General features: G+C 53.6%; 30 protein-coding genes and 1 tRNA gene. 14 read left to right on the top strand and 17 right to left on the bottom strand.

What is annotated here, in order from left to right:
- Positions 1-58: 58 nt before the first annotated feature.
- Both VIN76_RS15185 and VIN76_RS15180 read right to left on the bottom strand, forming a co-directional pair.
- Positions 59-2,572, bottom strand: coding sequence for a TonB-dependent receptor (locus VIN76_RS15185; RefSeq protein ID WP_332042707.1), 2,514 nt, complete (start codon positions 2,570-2,572; stop codon positions 59-61).
- 397 nt (positions 2,573-2,969) lie between these two features.
- Positions 2,970-3,989: a DUF1838 family protein gene (locus VIN76_RS15180; RefSeq protein ID WP_332042706.1), complete on the bottom strand. Its 1,020-nt coding sequence runs from the start codon at positions 3,987-3,989 to the stop codon at positions 2,970-2,972.
- A 513-nt stretch (positions 3,990-4,502) separates the two neighbouring features.
- Here VIN76_RS15180 and VIN76_RS15175 point away from each other — a divergent pair.
- Complete coding sequence (locus tag VIN76_RS15175; protein WP_332042705.1) at positions 4,503-5,000, top strand: DUF421 domain-containing protein; 498 nt, start codon at positions 4,503-4,505, stop codon at positions 4,998-5,000.
- A 93-nt stretch (positions 5,001-5,093) separates the two neighbouring features.
- On the opposite strand, the gene VIN76_RS15170 is transcribed toward VIN76_RS15175, so the two are convergent.
- A tRNA-Ser gene (locus VIN76_RS15170) sits at positions 5,094-5,181 on the bottom strand.
- A 105-nt stretch (positions 5,182-5,286) separates the two neighbouring features.
- Between VIN76_RS15170 and VIN76_RS15165 the strand changes: the two genes are divergently transcribed.
- From VIN76_RS15165 to VIN76_RS15145, 5 genes are all read left to right on the top strand, one after another.
- Positions 5,287-6,291, top strand: a complete 1,005-nt coding sequence (locus VIN76_RS15165; protein ID WP_332042704.1) for a peptidylprolyl isomerase — start codon at positions 5,287-5,289, stop codon at positions 6,289-6,291.
- 79 nt (positions 6,292-6,370) lie between these two features.
- Positions 6,371-7,363: a peptidylprolyl isomerase gene (locus tag VIN76_RS15160; protein WP_332042703.1), complete on the top strand. Its 993-nt coding sequence runs from the start codon at positions 6,371-6,373 to the stop codon at positions 7,361-7,363.
- A gap of 86 nt (positions 7,364-7,449) precedes the next feature.
- The gene (ald, locus tag VIN76_RS15155; RefSeq protein WP_332042702.1) at positions 7,450-8,574 is read left to right on the top strand and encodes an alanine dehydrogenase; all 1,125 of its coding nucleotides are present in this window, start codon (positions 7,450-7,452) and stop codon (positions 8,572-8,574) included.
- Positions 8,575-8,805, top strand: a complete 231-nt coding sequence (locus tag VIN76_RS15150; RefSeq protein WP_332042701.1) for a DUF5818 domain-containing protein — start codon at positions 8,575-8,577, stop codon at positions 8,803-8,805.
- Positions 8,790-9,347 (top strand): GNAT family N-acetyltransferase, encoded by a 558-nt coding sequence (locus tag VIN76_RS15145; RefSeq protein ID WP_332042700.1) that lies wholly within the window; start codon positions 8,790-8,792, stop codon positions 9,345-9,347. Before VIN76_RS15150 ends, VIN76_RS15145 begins: the two co-directional genes overlap by 16 nt.
- Positions 9,348-9,351: 4 nt before the next feature.
- On the opposite strand, the gene rpoN is transcribed toward VIN76_RS15145, so the two are convergent.
- From rpoN to VIN76_RS15120, 5 genes are all read right to left on the bottom strand, one after another.
- Positions 9,352-10,887 carry an RNA polymerase factor sigma-54 gene (rpoN, locus tag VIN76_RS15140; RefSeq protein ID WP_332042699.1) on the bottom strand — a complete coding sequence of 512 codons (1,536 nt, stop codon included), beginning with the start codon at positions 10,885-10,887 and terminating at the stop codon, positions 9,352-9,354.
- A 19-nt stretch (positions 10,888-10,906) separates the two neighbouring features.
- Positions 10,907-11,680: an LPS export ABC transporter ATP-binding protein gene (gene lptB / locus VIN76_RS15135; RefSeq protein ID WP_332042713.1), complete on the bottom strand. Its 774-nt coding sequence runs from the start codon at positions 11,678-11,680 to the stop codon at positions 10,907-10,909.
- 304 nt (positions 11,681-11,984) lie between these two features.
- A complete protein-coding gene (locus tag VIN76_RS15130) occupies positions 11,985-12,533 on the bottom strand; it encodes an LptA/OstA family protein (protein ID WP_414696382.1) in 549 nt (182 codons plus the stop codon).
- Between the two features lie 3 nt (positions 12,534-12,536).
- Complete coding sequence (gene lptC, locus VIN76_RS15125; protein ID WP_332042697.1) at positions 12,537-13,181, bottom strand: LPS export ABC transporter periplasmic protein LptC; 645 nt, start codon at positions 13,179-13,181, stop codon at positions 12,537-12,539.
- Between the two features lie 64 nt (positions 13,182-13,245).
- On the bottom strand, positions 13,246-13,863 hold the full coding sequence (locus tag VIN76_RS15120) for a ribonuclease D (protein WP_332042696.1): 618 nt from the start codon (positions 13,861-13,863) through the stop codon (positions 13,246-13,248).
- Between the two features lie 147 nt (positions 13,864-14,010).
- Here VIN76_RS15120 and VIN76_RS15115 point away from each other — a divergent pair, with 147 nt between their 5' ends.
- Both VIN76_RS15115 and VIN76_RS15110 read left to right on the top strand, forming a co-directional pair.
- Positions 14,011-14,373, top strand: coding sequence for a DUF4870 family protein (locus VIN76_RS15115; RefSeq protein WP_332042695.1), 363 nt, complete (start codon positions 14,011-14,013; stop codon positions 14,371-14,373).
- Positions 14,374-14,561: 188 nt separating this feature from the next.
- Positions 14,562-15,233: a cold-shock protein gene (locus tag VIN76_RS15110; protein ID WP_332042694.1), complete on the top strand. Its 672-nt coding sequence runs from the start codon at positions 14,562-14,564 to the stop codon at positions 15,231-15,233.
- Between the two features lie 156 nt (positions 15,234-15,389).
- Here the strand turns inward: VIN76_RS15110 and VIN76_RS15105 are convergent, their stop codons facing one another.
- The 3 genes from VIN76_RS15105 to VIN76_RS15095 all read right to left on the bottom strand — a co-directional run bounded on the left by VIN76_RS15105 (position 15,390) and on the right by VIN76_RS15095 (position 16,895).
- Positions 15,390-15,860, bottom strand: coding sequence for a DNA starvation/stationary phase protection protein (locus VIN76_RS15105; RefSeq protein WP_332042693.1), 471 nt, complete (start codon positions 15,858-15,860; stop codon positions 15,390-15,392).
- A gap of 121 nt (positions 15,861-15,981) precedes the next feature.
- Positions 15,982-16,548 carry a TMEM165/GDT1 family protein gene (locus VIN76_RS15100; RefSeq protein ID WP_332042692.1) on the bottom strand — a complete coding sequence of 189 codons (567 nt, stop codon included), beginning with the start codon at positions 16,546-16,548 and terminating at the stop codon, positions 15,982-15,984.
- A gap of 11 nt (positions 16,549-16,559) precedes the next feature.
- On the bottom strand, positions 16,560-16,895 hold the full coding sequence (locus VIN76_RS15095; protein ID WP_332042691.1) for a hypothetical protein: 336 nt from the start codon (positions 16,893-16,895) through the stop codon (positions 16,560-16,562).
- A 233-nt stretch (positions 16,896-17,128) separates the two neighbouring features.
- Here VIN76_RS15095 and rpmG point away from each other — a divergent pair, with 233 nt between their 5' ends.
- Complete coding sequence (rpmG, locus tag VIN76_RS15090) at positions 17,129-17,296, top strand: 50S ribosomal protein L33 (protein WP_332042690.1); 168 nt, start codon at positions 17,129-17,131, stop codon at positions 17,294-17,296.
- 41 nt (positions 17,297-17,337) lie between these two features.
- Here the strand turns inward: rpmG and VIN76_RS15085 are convergent, their stop codons facing one another.
- Positions 17,338-17,706: a response regulator gene (locus VIN76_RS15085; protein WP_332042689.1), complete on the bottom strand. Its 369-nt coding sequence runs from the start codon at positions 17,704-17,706 to the stop codon at positions 17,338-17,340.
- 54 nt (positions 17,707-17,760) lie between these two features.
- Here VIN76_RS15085 and VIN76_RS15080 point away from each other — a divergent pair, with 54 nt between their 5' ends.
- From VIN76_RS15080 to VIN76_RS15060, 5 genes are read left to right on the top strand one after another with little or no spacing between them, the layout of a single operon-like run.
- The gene (locus tag VIN76_RS15080; RefSeq protein WP_332042688.1) at positions 17,761-18,048 is read left to right on the top strand and encodes a DUF3572 domain-containing protein; all 288 of its coding nucleotides are present in this window, start codon (positions 17,761-17,763) and stop codon (positions 18,046-18,048) included.
- Positions 18,045-18,719, top strand: coding sequence for an HAD family hydrolase (locus VIN76_RS15075; protein ID WP_332042687.1), 675 nt, complete (start codon positions 18,045-18,047; stop codon positions 18,717-18,719). Before VIN76_RS15080 ends, VIN76_RS15075 begins: the two co-directional genes overlap by 4 nt.
- Positions 18,720-18,732: 13 nt before the next feature.
- Positions 18,733-19,200, top strand: a complete 468-nt coding sequence (locus tag VIN76_RS15070; RefSeq protein WP_332042686.1) for a RidA family protein — start codon at positions 18,733-18,735, stop codon at positions 19,198-19,200.
- On the top strand, positions 19,172-19,963 hold the full coding sequence (locus tag VIN76_RS15065; RefSeq protein ID WP_332042685.1) for a glycerophosphodiester phosphodiesterase family protein: 792 nt from the start codon (positions 19,172-19,174) through the stop codon (positions 19,961-19,963). Before VIN76_RS15070 ends, VIN76_RS15065 begins: the two co-directional genes overlap by 29 nt.
- Positions 19,964-19,977: 14 nt before the next feature.
- Positions 19,978-21,153, top strand: a complete 1,176-nt coding sequence (locus VIN76_RS15060) for a GNAT family N-acetyltransferase (protein WP_332042684.1) — start codon at positions 19,978-19,980, stop codon at positions 21,151-21,153.
- A 3-nt stretch (positions 21,154-21,156) separates the two neighbouring features.
- Here VIN76_RS15060 and VIN76_RS15055 read toward each other — a convergent pair whose 3' ends face one another.
- From VIN76_RS15055 to VIN76_RS15035, 5 genes are all read right to left on the bottom strand, one after another.
- Complete coding sequence (locus tag VIN76_RS15055; RefSeq protein ID WP_332042683.1) at positions 21,157-21,453, bottom strand: hypothetical protein; 297 nt, start codon at positions 21,451-21,453, stop codon at positions 21,157-21,159.
- A 173-nt stretch (positions 21,454-21,626) separates the two neighbouring features.
- Positions 21,627-22,466: a pantoate--beta-alanine ligase gene (gene panC, locus VIN76_RS15050; RefSeq protein WP_332042682.1), complete on the bottom strand. Its 840-nt coding sequence runs from the start codon at positions 22,464-22,466 to the stop codon at positions 21,627-21,629.
- 177 nt (positions 22,467-22,643) lie between these two features.
- Entirely contained in the window at positions 22,644-22,871 is a 228-nt protein-coding gene (locus VIN76_RS15045) for a hypothetical protein (RefSeq protein WP_332042681.1), read from the bottom strand.
- Positions 22,872-23,016: 145 nt separating this feature from the next.
- The gene (locus VIN76_RS15040) at positions 23,017-24,495 is read right to left on the bottom strand and encodes a sensor histidine kinase (protein WP_332042680.1); all 1,479 of its coding nucleotides are present in this window, start codon (positions 24,493-24,495) and stop codon (positions 23,017-23,019) included.
- Positions 24,496-24,674: 179 nt separating this feature from the next.
- Positions 24,675-24,965, bottom strand: coding sequence for a DUF883 family protein (locus VIN76_RS15035; RefSeq protein ID WP_332042679.1), 291 nt, complete (start codon positions 24,963-24,965; stop codon positions 24,675-24,677).
- Between the last annotated feature and the right edge of the window lie 95 nt (positions 24,966-25,060).

The raw sequence follows: 25,060 nt of genomic DNA, 5'->3' as shown, positions 1-25,060 counted from the left end.
GGGCGAGCCATAGAGGCCCGCCCGCAATTTTAATTCGTCTAATGAGTTTTCTGAATAGTTAGAATTTATACTTTAGCTGAACTCCTGCAGTTCGTAATTCGGGCAGTCCGACAATCAACGCCGAATGCGCGGCATAATAATTTTGCGGCGCGTTCAGCCACTGGTCACCGATCGTGGTGAAGGTCTTGTTGTTGAAAAGGTTTGTCACAAAGGCTTCTAGCGACACCGGACCGCGACTGATACCAGCGCGAACATTTACCTTGTGGATATCCGCAGTCTTAACGATATTGGCCGGGTTGGACCACACGCCCGATTTGAACATATAATCGAGGCGGCCAAACCAGGTCGCATCGTCAAAACCCTTAACATCGCCATGGAATTCAACATTGGCGATGGCGGACCATTTCGACGTGAACGGCATTTCCTTGCCGCGATAGTCGGTGATGCCGGTCAGTCCGGTAACGGTCGGCGACACAAAGGTTTTGATATAGCTGTCGTTAAACGAACCAGCCACACCCAGAGTAACTAAATCGGAAGCGCGATAGTTGAGGTCGATTTCGATCCCCTTCATATCAACGGAGCCGGTGTTAACCTGTCCGTTCATTTGCTGATTTCGTCCGATGTCAGGATCGAACACGTTCAATGACAACAAGTTCGCCTGATCACGCCACTGGGCAAAATAGCCCGAAACGCTGTAATTCAGATTGTTATCCAGCAAGCGGCCCTTCACACCTATTTCATAGTTGGTCACTTTTTCAGGAGCAGCTTCAACCCGGATACCAGCAAGTTCGGCTTGCTCTATAGCATAGGCTGTGCGGGAAAGGAAACCGGTGTTGAACTGTCCCGGATTCACCCCCTTTGCCCATGAGGCATAGATCATAGCTTCGGGGCCAAATTCATATTGTGCGATCACACGGGGCAGGAAGTTCTTGTAGGTCTTGCGCAGCAGCGTCGAACCTTCTTCATAAGTGCCTGCCGGTACGAAGATGTCGTTGTTGAAGGTTTGACCACCCGGGCCAGCATAGGCATAAAGCGTGTCAGCCTGGTAACGCCCTTCGGCACTGACCGTAAATTCCGGCGTTACTTCGTAGGTCAAGCCATAGAAAGCGCCTTTAGTACGCGAGCGGGCCATGCCTGCGGTTCTCACGAACACAGCTGTTGGACTGTTGACACCATCAGGATGGGTACCGCCAGCCAATGCTCCGCTACCGCCGCCGTTGGAACCCTGGGTCCAGTTATTCAGATAGCTGATACCAATGGTAGCCTGAAGCGGGCCGCCATTGTCGAAAGCCAGACGCAGTTCTTGCGAAAAGTCCGAGTTGGTACGTTCCACAATATACGGGTAATCAAAATATAGACGTGCGCCATTGGCGATATTGGCTGCTGTATTCGGCACCAGCGTCGAACCATAATTATCCAGATCGGACATCTGGCCATATTTTTCGCGGTTCATGCCAGTCAGCGAGCTGACGGTCAGGCCTGTATCACCGATTTCATAATCGATATTCATATGCAGGTGGTAATAGTTCCGCCGCAGGCCATAATCCTGCAAGCTCGGCATCAAGCGGCCCTGCGGATTGTTCAGGAAGTTGCTGGCATAAGCGTCCAGCGTTGTATTCGCAGATGGATCTAGCGACAAATCACGGACAGTGCCGCACATATAAGGGTTGGTGACACCGTTCACGACGAACGAGCAGTTTGACATATCTTTAACGACTGTCGAACCCTCGGAATCGGTCAGGCCATAAGCCGAAATCAGACCATTGGCCGGAGCACCGTCACGGTCTTGCGAGTAAAGGCCCATGACCTTGATGCTCAAGCCTTCCAGTGGATTGGCTACGAGAAAGCCAGAGACAAAACGGGTCTTCTGGTCGCCCAGCGTTTCGCCAGAGAAACTGTTTTTGTAAGAGCCGCTCTTGGAGTTCTCGCCAGCGCTGATGCGGAAGGTGAGAGCATCATAGAGAATCGGGCCTTCTACAGATCCTTGAATATTGTAGTTATCGCGAGTGCCAACCATGCCGCTGACCGAACCGGCAAATTCATTGCCGGGTTGCTTCGACACAACGTTCATAGCGCCAGCAAAAGTGTTACGACCGAAATAGGCCGATTGCGGGCCGCGCAGGATTTCGATACGTTCGGGATCGGTAATGGCATTGAATGCGGTCGGCGACGATACCGGAACACCGTCGATAAAAGTTGAGGTAGTCGGATTTTGCGCATTTGACGGAACAAAACCACGAATAATGACCTGCTGGAACGAACGATCATTACGGCCCGAATTGTTCGAGTTCAGGTTCATCGAAGGCGTGGATACTGCCAGATCGGTAACCGAAGAGAGGCTCTGCTTGCTCAGGTCTTCCCCGCTAAAGGCGGAAATGGCAACCGGCGTTTTCAGCAAATCTTCCGAACGCTTACGAGCGGTGACGACGATGTCGCCCATTCCGCCGGCACTGGCCGATTCAGCGGTTTCCTGAGCCAGAGCAGCGCCCGGCAAGGAAGTGAAAATAGTAGCAGTAGCGATCGCCAGTATAGAAGGCATCCGCAGCAGTCTGAACTTGGATATTTGAGTCATATAACCCCTTTGTTTTATATTTGCGCCATGCCTATCAATTCTTGAAGGGTCCTGGCTGTTCGAACCGACGGCTGGGCTGAACTTGTATCTTGAATCCCCATCCCTCGTTGCTCGAGATCAAGCGGAACGGGAGTTTACGAACCACAAGATTCAGAAAAATATCCGCTATGCAGATAGAATTCGTCTGAAATTCATAATCCAGCAATATTATCGTCATGAATGTTGCAAAATCAGCGCAACATTTGCTGCCGCTCTGAGAGCAAGGGTAGGGCCTGTCAAATGCCGTTACATTTAGTCAGGCATTAATGACATTCTCGCGCGCACTCGCGCACAGAGGATAAATAAAAGCGGAGGCCTGTTTCCAGACCCCCGCCATTCTTTTTGATATATATCTGGCTTACTCAGCCCACTGGTTTCCCAGATCTTTCTTGCTGCCCTGGAATTTTGGCGGAGCGGGCGGCTTCGGCGGCGTCCAGGCTTCCGGCACAGGAGCGGGGGTCTGCTCCTTAGCGTAGGCTTCGAGGCTGGATTCGTTGGGAAGGGTGTCTTCCTCGATTGTGGGTGCGCGCAACAGCTTCGGGTCGATTGCGCGGGTTGCCTCGACAAGATCCTGTGGCAACGCGGCGATGCCGCCGGGAACGCCGCGGAAGGTGGAGAGGTAATTAATATTGCCTTCGGCTTTACCCATCAACATCCACGGTAACCAAGGCGTGATCCGCTGCCAGGTGCCCACATGAGGCAAAGTCGTGAGGTTCGGGTTTTCAATATCTTCCTTGTTCACCACATAGAAGAAGTTTTCTGTGACCTGATTGAAATCACCTGATGATTCCCGCACCCATTTGTCTGGAGTGAGAGCGTTTGGATAAAATAGGTTTACGCCGGCAGAGATGGTGTAAGTGCCATCGGGATTTTCAGCCCAGTCCATGATATAGGGCTTGCCCATAAAATGGGTTTCGATGGTCTGGTTATAGGGGTCGTTGGCGATCGGCACGACGCGGACTTCTTCGTTCGTGTAGGGGTTCAGCCAGGTCTTTAGGAGCTCCCCTGTCTTCAGGTCGCGGTACATGACGGTTTCACGGAGCAGCTTGCGCCACGATCCGTCCGGGCGGCGATAGATGCGGGTGGCGCTGAAACCTTCGAACTTGAACAGGTCGCGCACGGGTTCGTTCGGGCGCACACCTTGGACTATGCCTTTTAACCAGCCTATATATTCGGCACCGGGCTGGATATCGCCGTTCAGACGAGCACGGGTGTCTCGGTTAAATTCAGGACTCTTCAAATCGATCTTGTTAACAAAGTCGATCACGCCCTTTTTCTTCTTTGGGGTAGCCGGGGCAGCGGCTGCTGCTGCGCTGGTCGCCAACAGCGTGCCGGCAGCGGCAGCGAAACCAAGACTTTCGCGTCGTGAAAAATTCATATTATCTACTCTCATCTATGGTTGTTATTTATTATTCTGTTCCGCAGCGAACCGAAATACTCTGCCTGCATGCAGGCCGAATTTTAGTAGTAATCGGCATTTGTCAGGCAGGGGAATAGACGACCCGATTAAAATCTCCATCAGGCGGATTTTGATAAAATATGCTACAAAAATTTCCACACAGCCACCAATTTTCCTTGATGGGGGTATACTAATTGTAGAACCAGCGGTTTTCAGCTTCGCTTGGTAAGACTGCGGTGATCGGCGGCAATAGCGATTATAGAGGGCAATCGGTGGTATTGGGCGGGAGGGACAGTGACTGTCGCCAAACTCTCTCTTCGAAGGGCTGCGCACCGCAAGGGATAAGCGTGATTCTCTTGATTCGCGGGGATAGCTACTATAGCAAATGTTACAGTGAGAATCGTGAAAGATGCGCGTCCGCGCCGTCTATCACCAGTTGGAGCTCCGCCATATCTAGCGAGCCCGACCGCAACCGCTGAAGGAGCCGCAGCGATGTTCTACGACAATGCTTTTGGGGTGCTTCGCGTCCTCATGGTCGGCACACTCGCGTATGCGATCCTTGTGATGATGCTGCGCATCAGCGGAAAACGGACGCTCGCAAGCATGAATGCCTTCGACTTCATCGTTACGGTCGCGCTGGGATCGACGGTGGCGACGGTCCTGCTGTCGAAAGACGTGCCTCTCGCTGAAGGTGTGGCCAGCTTCGTGCTCCTGATCGCCCTCCAGTTCGTCGTGGCGCAACTCACCCAGCACGTCCCGTTCGTCGAGAAGCTGGTTAAATCCGAACCGCGCGTCTTGCTCCGCGACGGCGTTATAGATCACTCCGCGCTACGCGACGAACGCGTGTCACAGCGCGAAGTGGAGGCCGCGGTGCGCAAGTCCGGGCTTGGCGACCTTGCCGACGTCGCCGCAGTCGTGCTCGAAACCGATGGCAACTTTAGCATCATATCGAACGACAAAGCAGGCGATCGTACCGCCTTTCCGCAGTAACGCTAAAGCGTGTCGGCTTTCTTTTGGGAGACACGTTTACCGCGTGCGTCTATGGCCCCGCAAGGCCCATCCCATGGATGCGCATTGAGATAGTGGCGGAGCGAGAGGGATTCGAACCCTCGATAGGTTGCCCTATACACGCTTTCCAAGCGTGCGCGATCGACCACTCTGCCATCGCTCCGCACTGCTGGCCAGAATCATAAGTGGTTCGAAACTCTGACAGCGCCGTTTCCCTAGTGTGCAAAACGTACTTCCGCAAGGGCTTGATGATGGTTAGGGTGCATGCATGAGAAAAAAGATCCTGTTCGCACCATTTGCGGCGCTTATGGCGCTTTCTCCGCTGTTGGCCCAGCAGTCACCGGAAAAGGCACATCCCGGCCCTGCAACTATCGTCGATGCCGCACCGGCGGACGACTGGAAAACCATATCGGCCCGCGACCTTCTGGTCATGAATCTGGCACCGGATGCAACGGGACAAACGCGCCGCGTGATTATCCAGTTGATGCCGCCGCCATTTTCGCAAGGCTGGATCGATAATATCCGCAAGCTTGCCGCAACGAAGTTCTGGGACGGGACCAGTATCAACCGGGTGCAGGATAATTATGTCGTGCAATGGGGTGATGCCGGTTACGATAATCCGGAATCGGGAGCGATCGCGCAAAAAAAGCTGCCGGAAGATTTGGCGACAATTCCGGAAAGCGCGTATGAAGTTACCGTTGCGCAATATGATCAATTTATGGAAAACGAGAAACGCGCTGCCGACCCCGGCTACAGGCAATGGGAAGAGCGGGATCCCTATTCGGAATATGCCCAGTTTCTGGAAGGCTGGCCTATCGCAAGCAGCGGGGACGGCGATGAAGCCCGCTTATGGCCCGTCCATTGTTATGGCACGGTTGGCGTGGGCCGAAACATGTCCCCCGACACCGGCACGGGCGCAGAGCTTTACGCGGTTATCGGCCGTGCTCCGCGCCATCTGGACCGCAATATTGCTGTGGTTGGCCGGGTTATCGAGGGGATCGAGCATCTTTCCAGCCTGCGGCGCGGCAAAGGACAGCTTGGTTTCTATGCCGATGCTGAAAAGCGGGTGCCGATCCGCTCTATCCGCATGGGCGATAGCCTGCCCGAAGCGGAGCAGCCGCAGTTTGAATATCTCGACTCGATGAGCACTACCTTTGCCAAATACACTGATGCCCGCGCCAATCGCCGCGATCCGTTCTTTATCACACCGGCAGGCGGCGCGGATATTTGCAATATTCCGGTGCCGGTGCGGCGGGTGAAGGGGGATGAATAATAATCTTTTGGTGATTGCGCCATTCGGGACCGTTTCCGTATGATGTGAATGAACCTTGATATGGAGGACTGTTAAAATCATGACATTGCGCGTCCCGAAACACTCTCGCTTCATGTTGATACTCCTGGCGCTGTTGGCGCTGGTTTCCGGTCCTGCTTATGCCCAGGAAGAACTGGCGTCAGAGGACGGCACCCCCGCACTAACGCCCGCGCAAGTCCTTGACGCCGCCCCCGCTGACCACTGGTTGCCGATTCCGGTTAGCGACCTGATGATCCTTACCCTGCCCGATGATGAAGAGGGGAATGAACGGCGCGCCGTTATCCAGCTTATCCCCGCCGCTATGTCCGGCGCGCATGTGCGCAATGTGCGTAAATTGGCCGCCGCGCACTGGTGGGACGGCACGAAAATTTATCGCGTTGCCAAGGATTTCGTCACGCAATTTGGCGGGCAACCGGATAATAAAGCGCTTCCTGAAACGCTCGAAACCGTGCCGGAAAGCGACTATTTCAACGCGGCGCTGGGCGCAAAGCGCGATACCGATATGGCGGCGCTTGATGCTGCTGTTCAATATAGCAACGAATATCAGGGCACCAGCATCCGGCCGCTGATGAAGATGATTTATGAAAGCTATGGGAGCACAGTCGGTTTTGGCGGCGGCTGGCCGATTGGAACGCAGAACGACAAATCCTTTCCGCTCACCTGCCGCGGTTCTTTGTCTCCGGCCCATTATGATCCGCCCGATGCGGGAACCGGCGCGGAAATCTCTATCATCACCGGGGAGGCGGCGCGCAGCCTCGACATGACATTTGGCATGGTCGGCCGCGTGATTGACGGCCTGGAGCATGTCACCAACCTGCCGCTTGGCACTGCCGAGGGCGGATTTTATGCAGACAAGTCACAGCATATCCCAATCACGTCCATCCGGCTGGCGAGCGAACTGCCGGTGGCGGAGCAACCCCGTTATGAATATCTTGCCAGCTATAGCCCCGTGATGCTGCAATATCTTGAGGCCCATGGCGGCTGGGGCAATATCTGCACCGTGCCCGTTCCGATTAGAAAAGTTGCTGAATAGTATAATTTTATTACAGACCCCACTCGCACGCAGCCTTTTTTGCTGTTAAAAGCCTGTGATAAAACTAGTTGAAGAGGAAACAGCCCATGCGTGTCGGCGCACCAAGAGAAGTGAAGAACCATGAATATCGCGTCGGTTTAACACCGGAATCCGCACGGGAATTGTCCGCCCACGGGCATGACGTGCTGATCGAAACGGGTGCAGGCCTGGGTATCGGCGCAGAAGACGGCGAATATGTGGATGCCGGCGCCACAATCGTACCCACTGCGTCCGAAATCTTTGAAAGATGCGATATGGTGGTAAAGGTGAAAGAACCTCAGCCCGCCGAGCGGGCGATGCTGCGTGAGGGACAGATTTTGTTCACCTACCTTCACCTTGCACCTGATCCGGAGCAGACCGCCGACCTCATCAAATCCAAGGCCACTTGCATTGCCTATGAAACCGTAACCGGGGTGAGCGGCCTGCCCCTTCTCAAACCGATGAGCCAGGTCGCTGGACGCATGTCAATACAGGCCGGGGCTACTGCTCTGGAGAAAGCCCATGGCGGGCGCGGAATATTACTGGGCGGCGTGCCGGGTGTGGCGCCCGGCAAAGTGACGGTGATCGGCGGCGGTGTTGTCGGGTTTAATGCCGCGCAGATGGCCGCCGGTCTGGGCGCGGATGTCACCATTCTCGACCGCGATCCCGAAGTTCTGGACAGCTTGGGCAATTATTTTGAGACGCGGGCGAAAACCCGGTTTTCCAACAAGGCCAATCTGGCCGAATGTGTGGCAGAGGCCGATCTTGTCATCGGCGCGGTGCTGATCCCCGGTGCGGAAACGCCAAAGCTGGTCACACGGGAAATGCTCTCGACCATGCGGCCCGGCTCTGTGCTGGCCGACGTTGCGATTGATCAGGGCGGATGCTTTGAAACGTCCAGACCGACCACGCACCAGGACCCGACCTATGTAGTGGATGATGTCGTGCATTACTGCGTTGCGAATATGCCGGGTGCGGTGTCACGCACGTCCACTTATGCGCTGAACAATGTCACCCTGCCCCATACGCTTGCTATAGCGGACAAAGGCTGGGAAGCGGCGCTGCGTGATGATCCGCATCTCGCCAACGGGTTGAACGTGTGGAACGGGCATGTCACCTATCGCGCCGTCGCCGAAGATCTGGGCTATGACTATATGCCCACAGCAAAGATACTGGGACTGGAAACGGTCTGAATGGACAGCGACTCTATGGATATCGGCTTTGGCGAGTCGAACGAATATACCGGTTTGCTGGTTCGTGATGCGGGCGGATTCATGCTCAAGGCTGACGGCGGCATATGTTACCGCCTGACAATGCTACGCACGCCGATTGACGAAGTGGAAAAACGGGTCATCGTCACCGGACATTTGACCGGCGATGACCATATAGAGGCCGATGGTGTGCGCTTATGCAAAGAAACCTGAACCACGGCGCGGCTGAGATCATCATCCGCGTGGCACAGGAGCAGGACATCCCTGCCCTGCATAAGCTGATCGAAAGTGCTTATCGCGGCGATAGCGCCAAGCGGGGCTGGACACACGAAGCCGATTTGCTGGGCGGGCAAAGAACCGATGTGGCGGCATTGCGGGAAATTATCGAGGACAAGGACCAGACAATATTGCTTGCCATGGATGGCGCGGACATTGCCGGTTGTGTTCAATTGGTGCGGGTCAATGAAGGCACCGCCTATCTAGGCTTGCTGACCGTCGATCCGGAACGGCAAACGGGCGGCCTTGGCAAACTATTGATACGTGAGGCGGAACAATATGCCGCCATTAACTGGCAGGCCCAAGTCATGGAAATGACTGTCATCCGGCAACGCAGCGACCTGATCGCTTATTATGAGCGACGCGGATATGCCCTGACGGGGGAGCGACGTCCTTTTCCGCTCGATGATCCACGCTTTGGTTTGCCCAAAACGAAGGAACTGGAATTTGCAGTGCTGCGAAAGGATATTGGCGCTTAGGCTTTTAAGCCGCCCTGCCCTCTAGCGCCTTTTGCCGTCTGCGCTGAACAGAGCTGCCCAGTCCCAAAGCCTCCCGATATTTCGCCACTGTCCGCCGCGCGATGTCAAAGCCCTTGGCCCGAAGCAGCACCACCAATTTGTCGTCGGAGAGGATCTTTTTGGGGTCCTCATTATCGATCAGCGATTTGATGTGGCTCTTCACCGCCTCGGCCGAAGCCGCTTCCCCGCCGGTGGACGACTGGATACCGCTGGTGAAGAAATATTTCATTTCAAACGTGCCGCGTGAACAGGAAAGATATTTGTTGGAAGTCACCCGGCTGACCGTCGATTCATGCATGTCGATCTTGTCCGCCACGTTTTTCAGAGTGAGCGGGCGCAGGTGGGTAACGCCGTCACGAAAGAATTTTTCCTGTTGTTTCACGATCTCGGTCGCAACCTTGATGATCGTGCGTTGCCGCTGGTCAAGCGCTTTGATCAGCCAACTGGCATCAGCCAGGCAGTCATTCAGCCAGTCTTTCGATGCCTTGTCCTGTGCGCCATTTTTTAATTCTGTATAATAAGTGCGGTTCACAAGCACCTTGGGCAAGGTCGCGCTGTTAATCTCGATGATCCATTTCCCGCCCCGCTCGGCAATGAAGATATCCGGCACAACCGCCTGCACATCGCCGCCGCCAATCTTGCAGCCTGGCTTTGGGTCGTAGGCGCGGATCTCCGCAATCATATCCCTCAGGTCCTCGTCATCAACGCCGCAAATCCGTTTGAGCTGGGGCAATGCGCCTTTTGCCAACAGGTCGAGATTGTCAATCAGCCGTGCCATCGCGGGGTCATAACGGTCCGCTTCCTTTGCCTGTAGCGCCAGACATTCCGCCAAGTCCCGTGCCCCAACGCCAACCGGTTCAAGGGTCTGGACCTCTGTCAACACACGGTAAACATCATCAAGCTGCACGCCCAGACGGTGGGATAATTCCAGCAAATCTGCCTGTAAATAGCCGCATTCATCAATCTGGTCGATCAGATGCTGGGCAATGAACAGATCCACACCCGATAATATCGCGCCCGCCTGTTCCATCAGATATTCGGACAGCGTGGTCTCTGCCACCAGCATATTTTCAAAATCCGGCGCTTCGCCTCCAATCGCCCCACTGCTTGATGCGGAAGAACCATTTAAGCCAAGCCCGCCATCCAGCGCTCCGTCGCTTTCGCTCAGACTGTTATTCGAAAACTGGTCGGCATCCCCCTCCATATCCAGCGCGGATTCCGCCTCCCCCGGGCCAGAGGTTAATATCTCGTCACTGCCCTGCGTCCCTGGCTCCGGTGAAAGGTCGGCGGTATTATCACTGCCACCGTCTCCGGCCTCGTCGCCCTGCCCCTCGGTGCTGAGATCGCCGGTGTCGAGCAACGGGTTCTTCTCAATCTCATCAGCAATATAGGTTTCAAGCTCAAGGTTTGACAAAGCCAGCAGCTTGATCGCCTGCTGCAATTGCGGCGTCATTACCAGCGATTGGCTTTGCCTTAAGTCGAGTCGCGGGCCTAGAGCCATTATTCTGGCCGCCACCTAATCATAGGGAAAAGCCCTCACCCAGATAAAGCCGCCGCACATTCTCATCCTTCACCAGCGCTTCCGGGCTACCGGCAAACAGCACATGGCCGTCATAAATGATGCAGGCCCGATCCACGATATCCAGTGTTTCACGAACATTATGGTCGGTAATCAATACGCCGATACCGCGATTTTTCAACTGCACGACAAGATCGCGAATATCGGAAATGGAAATCGGATCAATCCCTGCAAATGGCTCATCCAGCAATATGATCGACGGGTCCGCCGCCAAAGCGCGGGCAATTTCACAGCGGCGACGTTCACCGCCAGACAGCGCCATCGCCGGGGAACTACGCAATTTGGTCAGGCCGAATTCGTCGAGCAAACGGTCGAGCGTTTCCATCCGAACCTCTTTGTCATTTTCGACCATTTCCAGAACGGCGAGAATATTCTGCTCCACCGTCATACCACGGAAAATAGAGGTTTCCTGCGGCAAATAGCCCAGTCCCAGGATCGCACGGCGATACATAGGAAGCGGTGTAATATCTTCGCCGTCCAGCATGATGCGACCTTCGTCAGGGCGCACAAGCCCCATCACCGAATAGAAGCATGTCGTCTTACCCGCACCATTGGGGCCAAGCAGCCCCACCACTTCACCGCGCGCGACAGAAAGGGAGACATCGGACAATACCGTACGCTTGTCATAGCTTTTCGCAATCGACACCACGGCAAGGCCATGTTCCAAAGCGTCACTCGCCATAGCGGAACCGGGGCCGGCACCGGGGGCAGCCATGGGCGGTGTATCAATCAAGGTTGCGTCGTTCATTTTGGTCCTTCGGTCCATATCCTGTTTGAACCTGATCTGATTGTCTAATGGTTAACAGCATGGCCCAATTTACCCGAAATTGGCAAGCTTTATGCATGATTGACCGGAAATGGTTCTTTTCGGCCCGGCGCAGCCACTATTGGTCATGCAACTGGGTGTTATTCTACCGGTAAATTCCCGCGATGCCACAGTGAATATAACCATTTCGGCAAATAATTCGGTGAATAAACAGCAGCACCATTAACCCGGTTTGGCGGATGTTATCAGATCGCTACTGATCTGTTCTCTGTGGGACCGTAAACGTCCCTGAAACCCGGCCACTCGAACTTTCCGTCGTGCCCGGCACGGCGCCAGAGGAACGGCCATCAATAGTCGAACGACCGGAAGCCAGATCAACAATCGCCCGTCCACCGGACAACCGGTTGCTGCCCTGTGTCAACGTAACATTGCCGACCAAAGTGATAAGCCGGCGGTCCAGATCGTAAATCGCGGTATTGCCTTTTGCCGTGTCGCCGCCTTTTCGGATCGTGACACCGCCAGAAGCATCGATCCGGTCAACCTGAATCCCGTTACTGCTGTTATAAGCGACTGTCATCCGGGCCGAATTTAAAACCAGCCCGGCCTGTTCAACCCGGACATCACCGGACAGCACAACGCGATCGGCGCGGTCCTGTACCTCGATACGCCCTGCATCAAAATTGACCGGAGCATTGCTGTTATGTCCGCCAAAAACCTGCGCTGGTGCTGGACCCGCATAGGTGAGCACCGTCGCCGTTGCCAAAAGTGCCCCGGTTGAGGCTACAAGGAAAGAACGCCTGATCATCTATCGTCCTCTTAGACCGTTTTGGGTGATACGCAACTTTGCGTTTCCCTCTAGCGTGATTGTCCGTTCGGACATATCGGCTTTCAGGCTGTCTGCGCGAAAGGTCCCGATATTGGTCCGCCCTTCCACCGGGGCTGCGCTGCTCAATGTCCGGCTTTGCAAATCCACCGTTACGTTGCTTGTTGTCAGCCGATAGCCACCGGCACTTTCAAGCTGTACCGCGCCCGGCACTATCACATCTTCACGGTCCATGTCATAGACCCCGCTGCCCGCACGGATCTGCGCCGGCCCGTCATTCAACAATATCCGCGCCGACAGATCCTTTAAATCCACCACTGCTTCGCGTGAGCTTTTCTGGATTGCGGACCCCGCCTTGATCGAAAATGGCCGACCCTGGCTATCTTCACCGCGGTAAAGCGCCTCGGTTACCCGCATCCTCTCTCCCGCAACATCCACGGTGTCTTTGTCGAGAACAAAACTCAACTCGCCGCCCGTTGTGAAAGGGGCCAGCGCCAGTATCGCGCCCAAAGCGCCGACGCCAAGCGGCAACATAACCCGCAACAAGCGGACGTTCCGGTCATGCTTGCTGCCGGGCGAGGCAAATTGCTGACGCTTGCTTTTGATATGTTGAACCGTGGTCGTCATCTATCTGTGAACCCAGAGCGCCTCTTATAGTTCATGTCCACTGAACTGCCCATTGCCGGGCGGCTCAAGCATGAGCGAAAATATCCGTTTCCGGCCAACCTGCAATATCAAGCCGCGCGCGGTGCGGCAAGAAATCGAAACAGGCTTGCGCCAGTTCCTTGCGCCCTTCGCGCTCCAGACGAAGCTCCAGCTCCGCTTTCAAACGGTGCAGATAGCGGACATCGGATGCAGCATAATCGCGCTGTGCTTCGCTCAACTCCGGTCCGCCCCAGTCGCTCGACTGTTGCTGTTTCGAAATATCCTGGCCCAGCAGCTCACGGACCAGTTCTTTCAACCCGTGACGGTCGGTATAGGTCCGGATCAATCGTGACGCGATTTTCGTGCAGAAAACCGGCTGCGCCATAACGCCCAGATAATATTCGATGGCCGCAAGATCAAAGCGTGCGAAATGATAGAGTTTCACCCGCGCCGGATCGGCCAGAACCTGTTTTAGGTTGGGCGCGTCATATTCGCTTCCGGGGTTGAACCGCACCAGATGTTCATCGCCATTGCCATCCGATATCTGAAGCAGGCACAAGCGGTCCCGCAATGTGTGCAGGCCCATGGTTTCGGTATCTACCGCGACCGGCCCGTCCGCCAACACACCCTCGGGCAGATCTTCTTCGTGAAAAAATATAGCCATTACGCTTCGCTCCGTACTGCTGAGCCCGAAAAGACTTCAAATAATATATGCATAAGTTATGGTATGTGCCGCACCATGGGATAAACAGCAAGAATTAGATTACCATGAAAGCACAGAATTCGAAGCAATAGCGAGGGGAATAGCACGATGGTAGACCAATCACCGCAACCGGCATCGGGCGGTTTTGACATGAACAAAGCGACGATCATATCCCTGCTTTATATCGCCGCCTTCGTCGTTGGGATCACGGGCCTGGTCGGTGTTGTCCTTGCATTTGTCTGGCAAGACGAAGTTGCCGGAACATGGGAAGAAAGCCATTTGCAATTTCATATCAGGACTTTTGTAATTGGTCTGATCGGCAGTGTGATCGGGATAATCCTGTCCATCGTTCTGATTGGAATACCGATATTAATTGCCGTGGCCGTCTGGATTCTGGTGCGGTCGATTCTGGCCTTGCTCAAGGCACAGAAACAGGAACCGATTGCCGATCCAAAGACCTGGTTCATTTAAATTCCATTGATGTGCGGGCTGAAATTCTGGGTGAAATTAACCCTATGACGAATTTCATTCGCATAAGCCATGGTTTTTCTATATAGTTACACCGCGCGGTATCAAGATTCGCGCAAGAAAATGCTCGGGCCATCGTCCGCCTGAACATTGGATTTAATTTATCGGACGGAGTGAAAGACGATTCTAGAATGGGTTTTGACAGAAACCGGCGTGGCAGAGGCCGGGACAAGCGCGACAGCTTTGGTGATGAGAATTTTGACGGATATCAAGGTGATAGCTCCCCACCAGTAGAAAGATACACCCGACCAGATACAGGATTCGGCGGACAACGAAGCGGCGGCCCTGGCGGCGGAATGCCGGATCAGGTTGTCGGAGAAAGCAGCGGCAAGGTAAAATTCTTCAACGCGCAAAAAGGCTTTGGTTTCATTGTGCAGGATACTGGCGGTGAAGATGTGTTTGTGCATATCAGCCAGGTTGAACGTGCGGGCCTTAAAGGCTTGGCAGAAGGTCAGGCACTGCGCTTTTCTCTGGTTGATCGCGGCGGCAAAGTGTCCGCTTCCGATATCCAGATTGAAGGCGACCTGATCGAAGTGGCTGCACCTGCAGCGCGCGAAGATCGCGGCGGTGCACCGCAGCGCGAACTGACCGGTGAGAAAGCGACTGGCACCGTTAAATTCTTCAACAGCATGAAAGGCTTTGGCTTCATCCAGCGTGATGATGGCCAGCCGGATGCATTTGTTCATATTTCCGCGGTTGAACGCGCTGGGATGAGCGGACTGGAAGAAGGCGACAAGCTGGAATTTGAACTGGAAGTAGATCGCCGCGGCAAAACTGCAGCAGTCAATCTGGTTTCCAGATAATATAATCAAACTGCCCTGAACCGGGCTGAGATGAAAAATCTAGCGGGCGATTGTCCGCTATTTTTTTGTCTGCCTGATTCGGTATGCCCTGATTCGGTTTATTAAGGACAGGACCGGCTTGCGAATCCGCCGGTCCCGTCAATCGTCATGAAACAATCATGCTTTCTGGCTAGATTCGAGAAGGAACCACGCCCGCTCTTCGGCCTGATCGGTCCAGTCATCAATCATACCATCGGTTGCATTATCACCTGCATCACCAGCCAGTTCCTTTGCCTCGCGCAATATTTCTATCAGTTTCAGATTATCATCACGCAATTCGCTGATCATATCGGCTGCACTTACATTCGCGGCATCATTATCGGCAATATTCTGTTTTTTGGAAATATCTCCAATGGATGTCAACGTCCGCTGGCCAATTTTGCGCACCCGTTCGGCGATCGCATCGGTCGTCTGCAATATTTGCGCGGCCTGTTCGTCGAACATCAGATGGTACCCGCGAAAATGTGGGCCAGACACATGCCAGTGAAAGTTTTTGGTTTTCAAATAGAGCGCAAAGCTGTCTGCCAACACACCATTTAACGCCTCTGCGAGAGCTTTTTTTGCATTGTCACCAGTTGTCATTGTCATTCTCCATCGTTTATTTCTTCTAGAAATCTAGGATATTTCACCCTTAATGGCTAACATAAATCCTGGCTCTGTGTAATCGGATTATTCAATACAAAAAGGTTAAACTAATCGTTCTTATATATTAAATGATGCCCCATGCACCCAGCGCTATGATCGCACCTATCAACAGAAATATTCCGCCACCAATATAGCGAATGGCTCTTACCGGTAACATCCGGGCAAGTTTTTCCTGAAATATCACAGCCGGCACACATGCCGCCATAACGCCGATCCAGCCGCCGGCAGCAGCAAAGCCCCATGCGTCGGTGCGCGCTGCGGTTGCTGCCAGTATGAACTGCCCCTTGTCTCCCAACTGCAGGATGAACAGGCCAAGAAACGATGTCCAAAACGGCCCCAATGTCCATTTTTCCAGCAAATCCACCGGCCGCCGCCATGCCACCATGCCGATCCCCGCAAAAATCAGGGACAGTGCATAGAATAGCTGCACCGGGTCTTCACTAATCCACTGGTTCACGGCCGATCCGGCAATGGCAGATATCAGGCAGTTCAGAAGAGTCGCCAAACCCAGGCCCAGGATAACCGGCATGGCGCGCCCATAGCGGATGGCGAGAGCCGCGCATAATATCTGTGGCCTGTCGCCCATCTCCGCTATCAACAACGCAAATAAGGAGGTTAGGAAAGCATCCACTTAAGCGATCGTCACGGCTGTCCGCCCAGACGGAGCGCCACACTGGCCATAAGGGCTTCCGCCATGGAGCGGTCCAGCGGCCCGCAATCCAGTGCATCCCGCATGGCATCCAGATAGGAATTTGCCACAGTAACACCCCCGCCGCTTTGCAGCGCCCGTTGCAGCGCGGCTTCAAACGCACATGTCAAATCGTGCAAGGCTGTCAAATGATACTGCATTGCCTTTTGCCGGATATGATCCAGATGCATTAAAAATTGCACTGGATGCCTTTCCACTAAAGAAGCTGGTATACCCTCAAGCAATGCCAGTATTTCAGACTGAATCAGCAGGTTATGATCACGATCCATAGGATTGCCCCTTGACCGGCGCTCTATGATTTTCACCGGATTTGCCAAACCATCGTATAAAAATATGATTAAAGGGCGGTAAATGGCGTTTGAACGATTTAGGACAGATCAAGAGCGGCTTTCCCTTGACATTACCCGCCAGTTTCAGCATTAGCCCGCTCAATTATAGCGGATTGTACCGGAGTTTTCGGGCAAATCGTTTTTTCCAAAAATTGCTTTTGAAGGAATGCGCCATGGCGAAACCAGCCAATGTTAAAATCAGACTCGTTAGCACGGCGGATACCGGCTTTTTCTACGTAACCCGCAAAAATCCTCGCAATCTCACCGAAAAAATGGTGCAGCGCAAATATGATCCGGTTGTGCGCAAGCATGTCGAGTTCAAAGAAGCGAAGATCAAGTAAACCGCTTTTTTGCCGAAAATTTACCAGAATCAAAAGCGCGGTTAGGGCTGCAGAACGCCTTCTACCGATTCGATGAATTTTGCCACCGATATGGGCTTTGAAACATAAGCCTCTGCCCCCGCGCTTAAAATACGGTCTTCGTCACCCTTTCCGGCATAGGCCGTAACCGCCATGATCGGGATGGTTTTTAGATCAGCGTCTTTCTTGATTTGTTCGATCAGGTCCAACCCGCTAATATGCGGTAATTGAATATCCATTATCACCAGATCGGGTACAAAACTGCGTGCCTTGTCCATGACTTCACGGCCATCTTTTACCGGCTCGACGGTAAAGCCGTGCGCTCGCAGTAAATCACAGAATAATTTGAGGTTCAGTTCGTTGTCCTCAACTACCAAAACTCTTTTTTCCACTGTGTGCCTTGCCCCCTTCCAAACGTCTCGCTAACCCTCTAGGCCAAAGCCCTGATGGAAACAAATAGCAATATCTCTGCGGAGACTGAAATATTGGCGCTACACGCCCTTGGCTGGGTCTTGCAGGATGAAGACCGCGCGCAGCGCTTGCTCGCCCTGACCGGTCTGGACCCAAGGGAATTGCGCTCCGGACTGGAAGACCCGGCTATGTTGTCTTCACTTCTGGGCTTTTTGGCCAATCATGAGCCTGACCTTATCGCCTGCGCAGAATCGATCGGGGTGACACCCGAAAAGCTGGCTGCTGCTGCACAATATATGAACAACCCGGGAGAGTTTATATGAGCCGGAAACCGCTCCTGATAAGCGACTGTGACGAAGTTTTGCTGCACATGGTCGTGCCATTTCGTGAATGGCTGGACACTGACAAACATATCCATTTTGATCTGGAATCCGGCGAATTTGTCGATGCGTTGCGCCACAAGCATGACGGCACACTGGTCGCACGGGATGCTGTCTGGCCCATGCTCAAAGAGTTTTTTGATAACGAGATGCACCGCCAAAAGGCCATTGATGGCGCGGTTGATGCTATGAACAGGCTGGCAGAGGTAGCGGATATTGTTATCCTCACCAATCTGCTTGATGATCGCCGCGACGCGCGCGCCGAACAATTACGCGCTGTGGGAATCGATTTTCCTGTTTTCTGCAATCAGGGCGGCAAGGGCGACCGGCTGGCAAAAATTGTCGCCGACTATAACCCCAGCATGACCGTTTTCGTGGACGATCTGGGCCATCAGCATCACAGCGTCGCGAAACATGCCCCCGATGTCTGGCGGCTGCATATGGTGGGGGAGCCTTTGCTCGCCAAAAATATCAAGCCCAACCCGACCGCGCATGACCGTATTGACCTGTGGCCCGGTGCGTTTGACTGGATCATGGATAAGTTTGAATCCGGAACACCCGCTCCCTTGCTTGATATACCAGCAGAAGAGCTTGACCGGTTTGCCAAGACGTGATTGATTCAACCTCATGACAGACAATATCGAAAAAGCATTAAATGCCAAAGGCATTGAACTTCCCAAAGCCGCTTCGCCCGTCGCATCCTATGTTCCGGCGGTGGAAATAAATGGCCTTCTCCATATCAGCGGGCAGGTTTCAATGGCGGACGGCAAGCTGATTACCGGCAAGCTGGGAGACGGAATGACTCTGGAAGAAGGGCAGCAAGCCGCCAAAGCCTGTGCCCTCATGATCGCGGCACAAATTAAACAGGCAGCCGGGTCGCTGGACAGGGTCGACCGCATCGTGAAGCTGGGCGTTTTCGTCAACAGCACCGCCGACTATACAGATCATCCGAAAGTCGCCAATGGCTGCTCCGATATGATGGAGGTTATTTTTGGCGCGGCAGGACAACATGCCCGTAGCGCGGTTGGTGTTGCGGCGCTTCCGCTTGGCGTCGCGGTAGAGGTGGATGCTATTGTTGCTCTCAAGCCAGCTTGATGCATTATTCGCACCAGCACCGGAACCGGCGCGAATCGCGTTCCTGAAAGGCCAGCCCTATGCCCATCGCGGGCTTCACGGCACGTCACAAGGGGGCATCATACTGGAAAATAGCCCCGCCGCGTTCGATGCAGCCATAAAACTGGGCCACGGTATCGAATGTGATGTGCAGGCCGCCGAAGACGGGACAGCATTTGTTTTCCATGATTATGAACTGGACCGCTTAACAGCCCGGCAGGGGAAGCTCGCCAATTTGCGGGCAAGCGATATTGACCAGATTGACCTGAACGACGGACATGGCAAAATACCGCGTCTGCGGGCCATCTTGGCGCAGGTTGCCGGGCAAGTCCCCATATTGATCGAGGTTAAATCGAATAATATGCGCGTTGGCCCGCTCTGCCTTTCGGTGCGAAGGGCGTTGGAAGGCTATACCGGAAAAGCCGCGGTCATGTCTTTTAACCCCCTTGTCAGCGCCTGGATGCGTAGAAATGCTACGCATATCGTACGCGGGCTGGTCGTGTCCGAGGAAGGTCGCAAGTCGCTGAAAGGACGGATAGCAAGACACCGGGATCTATGGACAGCCAAGCCCGATTTTCTGGCTTACGATATCCGTGATTTGCCATCTCGTTTCGCTGCGTCAAACCGCGCGAGGGGATTGCCAGTGCTCACATGGACCGTGCGTTCGGCCAGTCAGGAGAAAATTGCCGCCATGCATGCCGATGAACCGATTTACGAGATACCACAAAGCGATCAACATAGCTGATCATATCAATCCATATGCCCAAGCCCCCATCACCACCCGAACAACCCCCCGGCAACGTCCAAGGCATTGTCGCGCGGGTTGCCGATGATATCGCCAGTCTTCCCGCCGCCGAGTGGGACAGCTGCGCGGGCAGTGCCAACCCTTTCGTCTCCCACGCCTTTCTGTCCGCTATGGAAGAGTCAGGCAGCGTCGGCCCCGGAACGGGGTGGAAATCGCTGCCGATCATTATCGAGGATGAGGAAGGTAAAATTGCTGCCTGCCTGCCCAGCTATCTGAAATCCCACAGCCAGGGCGAATATATTTTCGATCAGCAATGGGCCCATGCATATGAAAGTGCGGGCGGCCAATATTATCCAAAGATCCAGATTGCCGCGCCTTTTTCCCCCGTGCCGGGGCCGCGCCTATTGCTGCGGGATGAAAGCCTGGCCTTGCCGCTATTGCGCGCCGCCGAACAGCTCGCAAAAAATAATGGTATATCATCGGTGCATGCGACATTTGTCGCCGAGGATCAGCTTCACCATTTTCGGGAAGCCGGATGGATGATCCGTTCTGACAGCCAGTTCCACTGGCGCAATGATGATTATACGGATTTCGACGCCTTTCTGGCCGCCTTGTCATCCCGTAAGCGCAAAGCGATCAAACGGGAGCGCAAGAAGGCGCAGGAAGCGGTAGAGATTATCCACCTCACCGGCGATGACATCACCGCCGAACATTTGGATTATTTCTGGGAATTTTATCAGGACACCGGCGCCCGCAAATGGGGCACGCCATATCTGACACGGGCGGCGTTTGACTTGCTCCACCAGAAAATGGGCGAAAAACTGTTGCTGATATTCGCGCTTCAGGACGGCATACCGATTGCCGGAGCGCTTAACGTCATCGGGGAAGAAACGCTGTTCGGCCGCTATTGGGGCTGTACCCGCGATATACCGTTTCTGCATTTCGAGATTTGCTATTATCAGGCCATTGATGCGGCCATTGCACGCGGCCTGAAATATGTCGAAGCAGGCGCGCAGGGAAGCCATAAACTGGCGCGTGGTTATCAGCCCGTGCCAACATGGTCCGCCCATTATATAGTCGATCCGGGTTTCCGGTCGGCCATCTCCGACTATCTGGAGCGGGAGCGGGAGGCCGTTGCCGCCGATATTGAATTTCTGGCCGAAATGGGGCCGTTCAAAAAATCCGGCTAGTTTTTATGCTGCGCGGTGCGTGGTCTGTTTCAACCAGCTACGGGCTTCCCGTTGCGCTTCGGCAATTTCACGGGGGGTCATGTCCTGCGAGATTTCCGCCCGGCAAGTCTTGCTTTCATCATGGCCGGAAAGCGATGCCAGATTAAACCATTTATGCGCTTCGATCAGGTCAATATCAGTGCCGCCTGAGCCGGTTGAATATATCACGCCAAGATCGAAACACGCGTTCACATTGCCTTTTTCTGCTTCTGCTCGCCGACTTTCTATTAAAAAGGCGGCACTTTTCATGCTGTTGCCCATAATCCTCTAGTCCCTGTTTTGTCATGCCGCTTTCGGCACAGAGACGACTTTCACAGCAAACTGTTGAAAAAATGGTTAACGGGATCGGCAGTAATATTCAGGATATTATTAAATATACCCGGAAAAACTGCAATTTAACAATATTAGTATAGTTAACATATCCCGCGCAGGCCCTAGGCTACAGCGATATTGTCAATCAACCGGGTGGTGCCAATATGCGCCGCTGCCAGCAATCGGGCTGGCTGTGCAAAAACCGTCACATTTTCCAACGTATCGGGATGTTTCAGTTCGAAATAATCGACTTTATGAAAGCCGGACGCGATCAATTTGGCTTTAGCGTCGCTCAAAATAGCGTCGATATCGCCGCCCCTGGCAATGTTTTCGGCCGCGTCCCGCATGATATTGGGCAGCGCGACAGCTTGTTGGCGCTGTTCGGGCGTCAAATATGCGTTGCGCGAGGACAAGGCCAAGCCATCCGCATCGCGCACGGTAGGAACACCCACTATATCATGCGTGAAATCAAGGTCGCGGGCCATGCGCCGGATAACCGCCAGTTGCTGGAAATCTTTCTCGCCAAAAAAGGCGGCGTCGGGCCTGACCTGATTGAACAATTTTGCAACCACGGTGGCAACACCGTCAAAATGGCCAGGCCGTGATCCGCCGCACAGGCCGGAGCTGACCCCGCTGACGCTAACATTGGTGGAGAAACCTTCAGGATAAACCTGATCCACCGATGGTGCCCAGACCAATTCTACGCCAGCAGCTTCCAAAAGGGCGGCATCGGCAGCCTCTTGCCGTGGATAGCTGTCCAGATCCTCACCTGCACCGAATTGGGTCGGATTGACGAAAATGGAAACAACCACCTTGTCGCACTGTGCCATCGCGGTCTTCACTAGCTCCATATGTCCGGCATGCAGCGCGCCCATCGTCGGGACCAGCCCTATAGATGCTCCGCTTTTGCGCATAATGTCCAAAGCCGCGCGGAGGGGGCCAAGTTGTCTGATAATTTGCATAGGTATAATCTGCCGTGAACCGAAAGAAATTAACAAATAGACGAAACCGAACCACTGCAAAAGCCGTGAAATGCGCTAGACACAAAAAGGCCGGACATATTTGCCCGGCCTTTTTCAGATTTCAGCTCTTTATCTAACTCTGGTCCTTTTCAGACCATAGCGGAATGAACTGAATGATTATTTATCGGAAGGCATCGTTACATCGACATCCGGCACCTCAATAGTCTTTTCTTCGGTACCCATTTCAACGTCCGCCGTTTCGACGTCTATTTCCGGCAAATTACCCGCGTCACCAGCTACGTCAACATCCAGAGAGGGCATTTCACCTTCTTCTTTCACGTTGGCTTCACATGCAGTCAATGCAAGTCCAGTGGCAAGAATAGCCGCAATTGAAATTTTTTTCATAATAACTCCCGTAGTTGACATCAAAGAAACACATTTGGAAAACTAAGGTTCCAACAAACTGGGATATTTATTTTTGCGTTTGTCCTCCGGCGCCCAATTTTGCCCGAAAAGCGTATAAAAACATCCTGCACAGCTAATGGTCGTTTTACGGTATAGGAAAGTTGATCGAGCAGATCATGCCCTCTTCCTGCCAATCCTTGGTTATTTTACCTCTGAGATTACGAGTGATGCTGTGCCTGATGAGTGAAGTGCCAAAGCCCCATTGCGTTGGCGGCCCCTGTATCGCCGGGCCACCCCGTTCTTTCCACGTCAAGGATACCGATGGAGGCTGGTCGTCATCATTTATCGTCCAGGTGATTTTCACAAACCCGTGTTCATGGCTCAAAGCGCCATATTTGGCAGCATTTGTGGCCAGTTCATTAAGCACCAGAGAAATCGACACCATCGCATTTTCAGGAAGTCTGATATCGGGGCCCGCCCATATCATTCGGGGGTAAATCGAGCATAAATCACTCACCAGAGCGGCAAATGATCCGGTAATAAAATCGGAATCCAGCAATATCTGTTGCGTGCGGTTAAGCGCACCAAGCCGCCCGTTAATGCGCTCGATATAGTCATCAATCGATGTTGCCGAATTTCTTGTCAGCATCATGATTGATTGCAAGGTAGCGAATAAGTTTCGCAGGCGGTGATGAAGTTCACGGGTGTGCAGTTTCTGTTGGTCCGCCTGATTGACGGCATCGGTTATGTCATAATTAATGCCCGTAACCACGTCTGCGCCATTACTGTGGAGAAAATCTCCGCGGCCCAATATCCACCGCGTCTCCCCCGACGGCATAACGATCCGGAAAGTTTCTAAAAAGCCCCGATTCTCGGTTCTGTTGTTATGTTCTATGGAATTACGGATCCGCTGACGGTCTTCTGGATGGATACGGGCGAACACATCTTCGGCCATAAGTAATGTTTGGTCGGCATCTTTCCCCCACACGCGGTGATAGTCCCCACCCCAGCGAACTTCCTGCGTTGACAGGTTCAGCTTCCAGCTGGCCGTCCCGCTAAGCGCAAGCGCCATCTCAAGCTCGGTCCGTGCCTCTGCCGCATAGCGCTGGGCCGCTTTGCGTTGCTGCATCTCCCGCCGCAATTCCAGTTCGCTCATGACGATATCGGCCATGCAGCGAAGTTGCTCCAGCCTATCGCCAAACGGTTGCCGGCGCACAGCATGGTCGCCGATCCATAGTGCGCCCAGAACCATACCGTTCGGGGCGAGCAAGGGGCAGCCGGCATAGAATTTTACGTACGGATGGCCAGTAACAAAGGGATTTTCTGCAAACCGTTCATCGCTGAGCAAATCCTCGACGATCAGGGCTTCCCGGCTTTCGACGATATGGGAACTAAAACTAATATCCCGTGCAGCCTCAAGGGATTCCAGTCCGATAGCTGATTTGCTCCATTGGCGCTTGTCATCCACGAAGGATATGGATGCCATCGGGACTTCAAAAACATCAGCAGCCAAGCGCGTCATTCGGTCAAATGCCGCTTCGGGAGGGCTATCCATAATCTGATAGCTTTCCAGAGTCTCCAGACGGCTTTTTTCCAATGCCAAGAAGGCCTCGTTCTGCTGCATCGCCCCTCTCATTTCTCCCGATGGCCGCCTGCCATCATCCGGATTACAGATGACATAACAGTTCTTTGCAATTCAATGGCTCAACCGGTGAAGGAGGCCCGTGAATTGCATCGGGATTATCGGGAATATGGCAAAATGCCCGTCATGTATGGTGGCAGACAGGCACTGGCCGAATTTGTCTAACGCCGGGCGATCAGTGCCCCGATGATAAGGGCAATTCCTGCAGTGGCCGCAATACTGACCAAGGGATTGGCTGCAACTGTTTCATGCGCCCTGTCCCGACCCTGCATGCTCATCTCTTTGGTGCGCTTTGACGCCAGCTTGACTTTATCCTTTGCCTTTGCGCTGAATGCAGAAGCATTTACCTGAGCATCATTTGCCGCAGATTTGGTCAGTTTCGTAATATCTTCTTTCAACCGCTGAAGGTCCGATTTCACCGCACTCATTTCTTCATTATAATTGGTTGTCATTTAATCTGCTCCTTGATTCTGTTAATCACGTTTACCCAACGCAGGGATTTCATTTAGGTTCCCGGACAAACTAGTTGCCTGAAGGCCCGAGATCA

Origin of the sequence: Parasphingorhabdus sp., from assembly GCF_036568145.1 — a bacterium.
Lineage (GTDB): Bacteria > Pseudomonadota > Alphaproteobacteria > Sphingomonadales > Sphingomonadaceae > Parasphingorhabdus.
This window is presented reverse-complemented; position numbering and strand designations above follow the sequence as displayed.

What these genes read in the sequence shown, in the direction of transcription:
- VIN76_RS15185 (WP_332042707.1), bottom strand. Translation starts at nt 2,572, where the DNA reads ATGACTCAAATATCCAAGTTCAGACTGCTGCGGATGCCTTCTATACTG.
- VIN76_RS15045 (WP_332042681.1), bottom strand. Translation starts at nt 22,871, where the DNA reads ATGAAAAAAATTTCAATTGCGGCTATTCTTGCCACTGGACTTGCATTG.
- VIN76_RS15110 (WP_332042694.1), top strand. Translation starts at nt 14,562, where the DNA reads ATGGGTTTTGACAGAAACCGGCGTGGCAGAGGCCGGGACAAGCGCGAC.
- VIN76_RS15180 (WP_332042706.1), bottom strand. Translation starts at nt 3,989, where the DNA reads ATGAATTTTTCACGACGCGAAAGTCTTGGTTTCGCTGCCGCTGCCGGC.
- VIN76_RS15095 (WP_332042691.1), bottom strand. Translation starts at nt 16,895, where the DNA reads ATGGATCGTGATCATAACCTGCTGATTCAGTCTGAAATACTGGCATTG.
- VIN76_RS15070 (WP_332042686.1), top strand. Translation starts at nt 18,733, where the DNA reads ATGACAGACAATATCGAAAAAGCATTAAATGCCAAAGGCATTGAACTT.
- VIN76_RS15075 (WP_332042687.1), top strand. Translation starts at nt 18,045, where the DNA reads ATGAGCCGGAAACCGCTCCTGATAAGCGACTGTGACGAAGTTTTGCTG.
- VIN76_RS15175 (WP_332042705.1), top strand. Translation starts at nt 4,503, where the DNA reads ATGTTCTACGACAATGCTTTTGGGGTGCTTCGCGTCCTCATGGTCGGC.
- VIN76_RS15120 (WP_332042696.1), bottom strand. Translation starts at nt 13,863, where the DNA reads ATGGCTATATTTTTTCACGAAGAAGATCTGCCCGAGGGTGTGTTGGCG.
- VIN76_RS15105 (WP_332042693.1), bottom strand. Translation starts at nt 15,860, where the DNA reads ATGACAATGACAACTGGTGACAATGCAAAAAAAGCTCTCGCAGAGGCG.
- ald (WP_332042702.1), top strand. Translation starts at nt 7,450, where the DNA reads ATGCGTGTCGGCGCACCAAGAGAAGTGAAGAACCATGAATATCGCGTC.
- rpoN (WP_332042699.1), bottom strand. Translation starts at nt 10,887, where the DNA reads ATGGCTCTAGGCCCGCGACTCGACTTAAGGCAAAGCCAATCGCTGGTA.
- VIN76_RS15165 (WP_332042704.1), top strand. Translation starts at nt 5,287, where the DNA reads ATGAGAAAAAAGATCCTGTTCGCACCATTTGCGGCGCTTATGGCGCTT.
- panC (WP_332042682.1), bottom strand. Translation starts at nt 22,466, where the DNA reads ATGCAAATTATCAGACAACTTGGCCCCCTCCGCGCGGCTTTGGACATT.
- rpmG (WP_332042690.1), top strand. Translation starts at nt 17,129, where the DNA reads ATGGCGAAACCAGCCAATGTTAAAATCAGACTCGTTAGCACGGCGGAT.
- VIN76_RS15160 (WP_332042703.1), top strand. Translation starts at nt 6,371, where the DNA reads ATGACATTGCGCGTCCCGAAACACTCTCGCTTCATGTTGATACTCCTG.
- VIN76_RS15055 (WP_332042683.1), bottom strand. Translation starts at nt 21,453, where the DNA reads ATGGGCAACAGCATGAAAAGTGCCGCCTTTTTAATAGAAAGTCGGCGA.
- VIN76_RS15150 (WP_332042701.1), top strand. Translation starts at nt 8,575, where the DNA reads ATGGACAGCGACTCTATGGATATCGGCTTTGGCGAGTCGAACGAATAT.
- lptB (WP_332042713.1), bottom strand. Translation starts at nt 11,680, where the DNA reads ATGGCTGCCCCCGGTGCCGGCCCCGGTTCCGCTATGGCGAGTGACGCT.
- VIN76_RS15040 (WP_332042680.1), bottom strand. Translation starts at nt 24,495, where the DNA reads ATGCAGCAGAACGAGGCCTTCTTGGCATTGGAAAAAAGCCGTCTGGAG.
- lptC (WP_332042697.1), bottom strand. Translation starts at nt 13,181, where the DNA reads ATGACGACCACGGTTCAACATATCAAAAGCAAGCGTCAGCAATTTGCC.
- VIN76_RS15115 (WP_332042695.1), top strand. Translation starts at nt 14,011, where the DNA reads ATGGTAGACCAATCACCGCAACCGGCATCGGGCGGTTTTGACATGAAC.
- VIN76_RS15065 (WP_332042685.1), top strand. Translation starts at nt 19,172, where the DNA reads ATGCTATTGTTGCTCTCAAGCCAGCTTGATGCATTATTCGCACCAGCA.
- VIN76_RS15060 (WP_332042684.1), top strand. Translation starts at nt 19,978, where the DNA reads ATGCCCAAGCCCCCATCACCACCCGAACAACCCCCCGGCAACGTCCAA.
- VIN76_RS15080 (WP_332042688.1), top strand. Translation starts at nt 17,761, where the DNA reads ATGGAAACAAATAGCAATATCTCTGCGGAGACTGAAATATTGGCGCTA.
- VIN76_RS15145 (WP_332042700.1), top strand. Translation starts at nt 8,790, where the DNA reads ATGCAAAGAAACCTGAACCACGGCGCGGCTGAGATCATCATCCGCGTG.
- VIN76_RS15035 (WP_332042679.1), bottom strand. Translation starts at nt 24,965, where the DNA reads ATGACAACCAATTATAATGAAGAAATGAGTGCGGTGAAATCGGACCTT.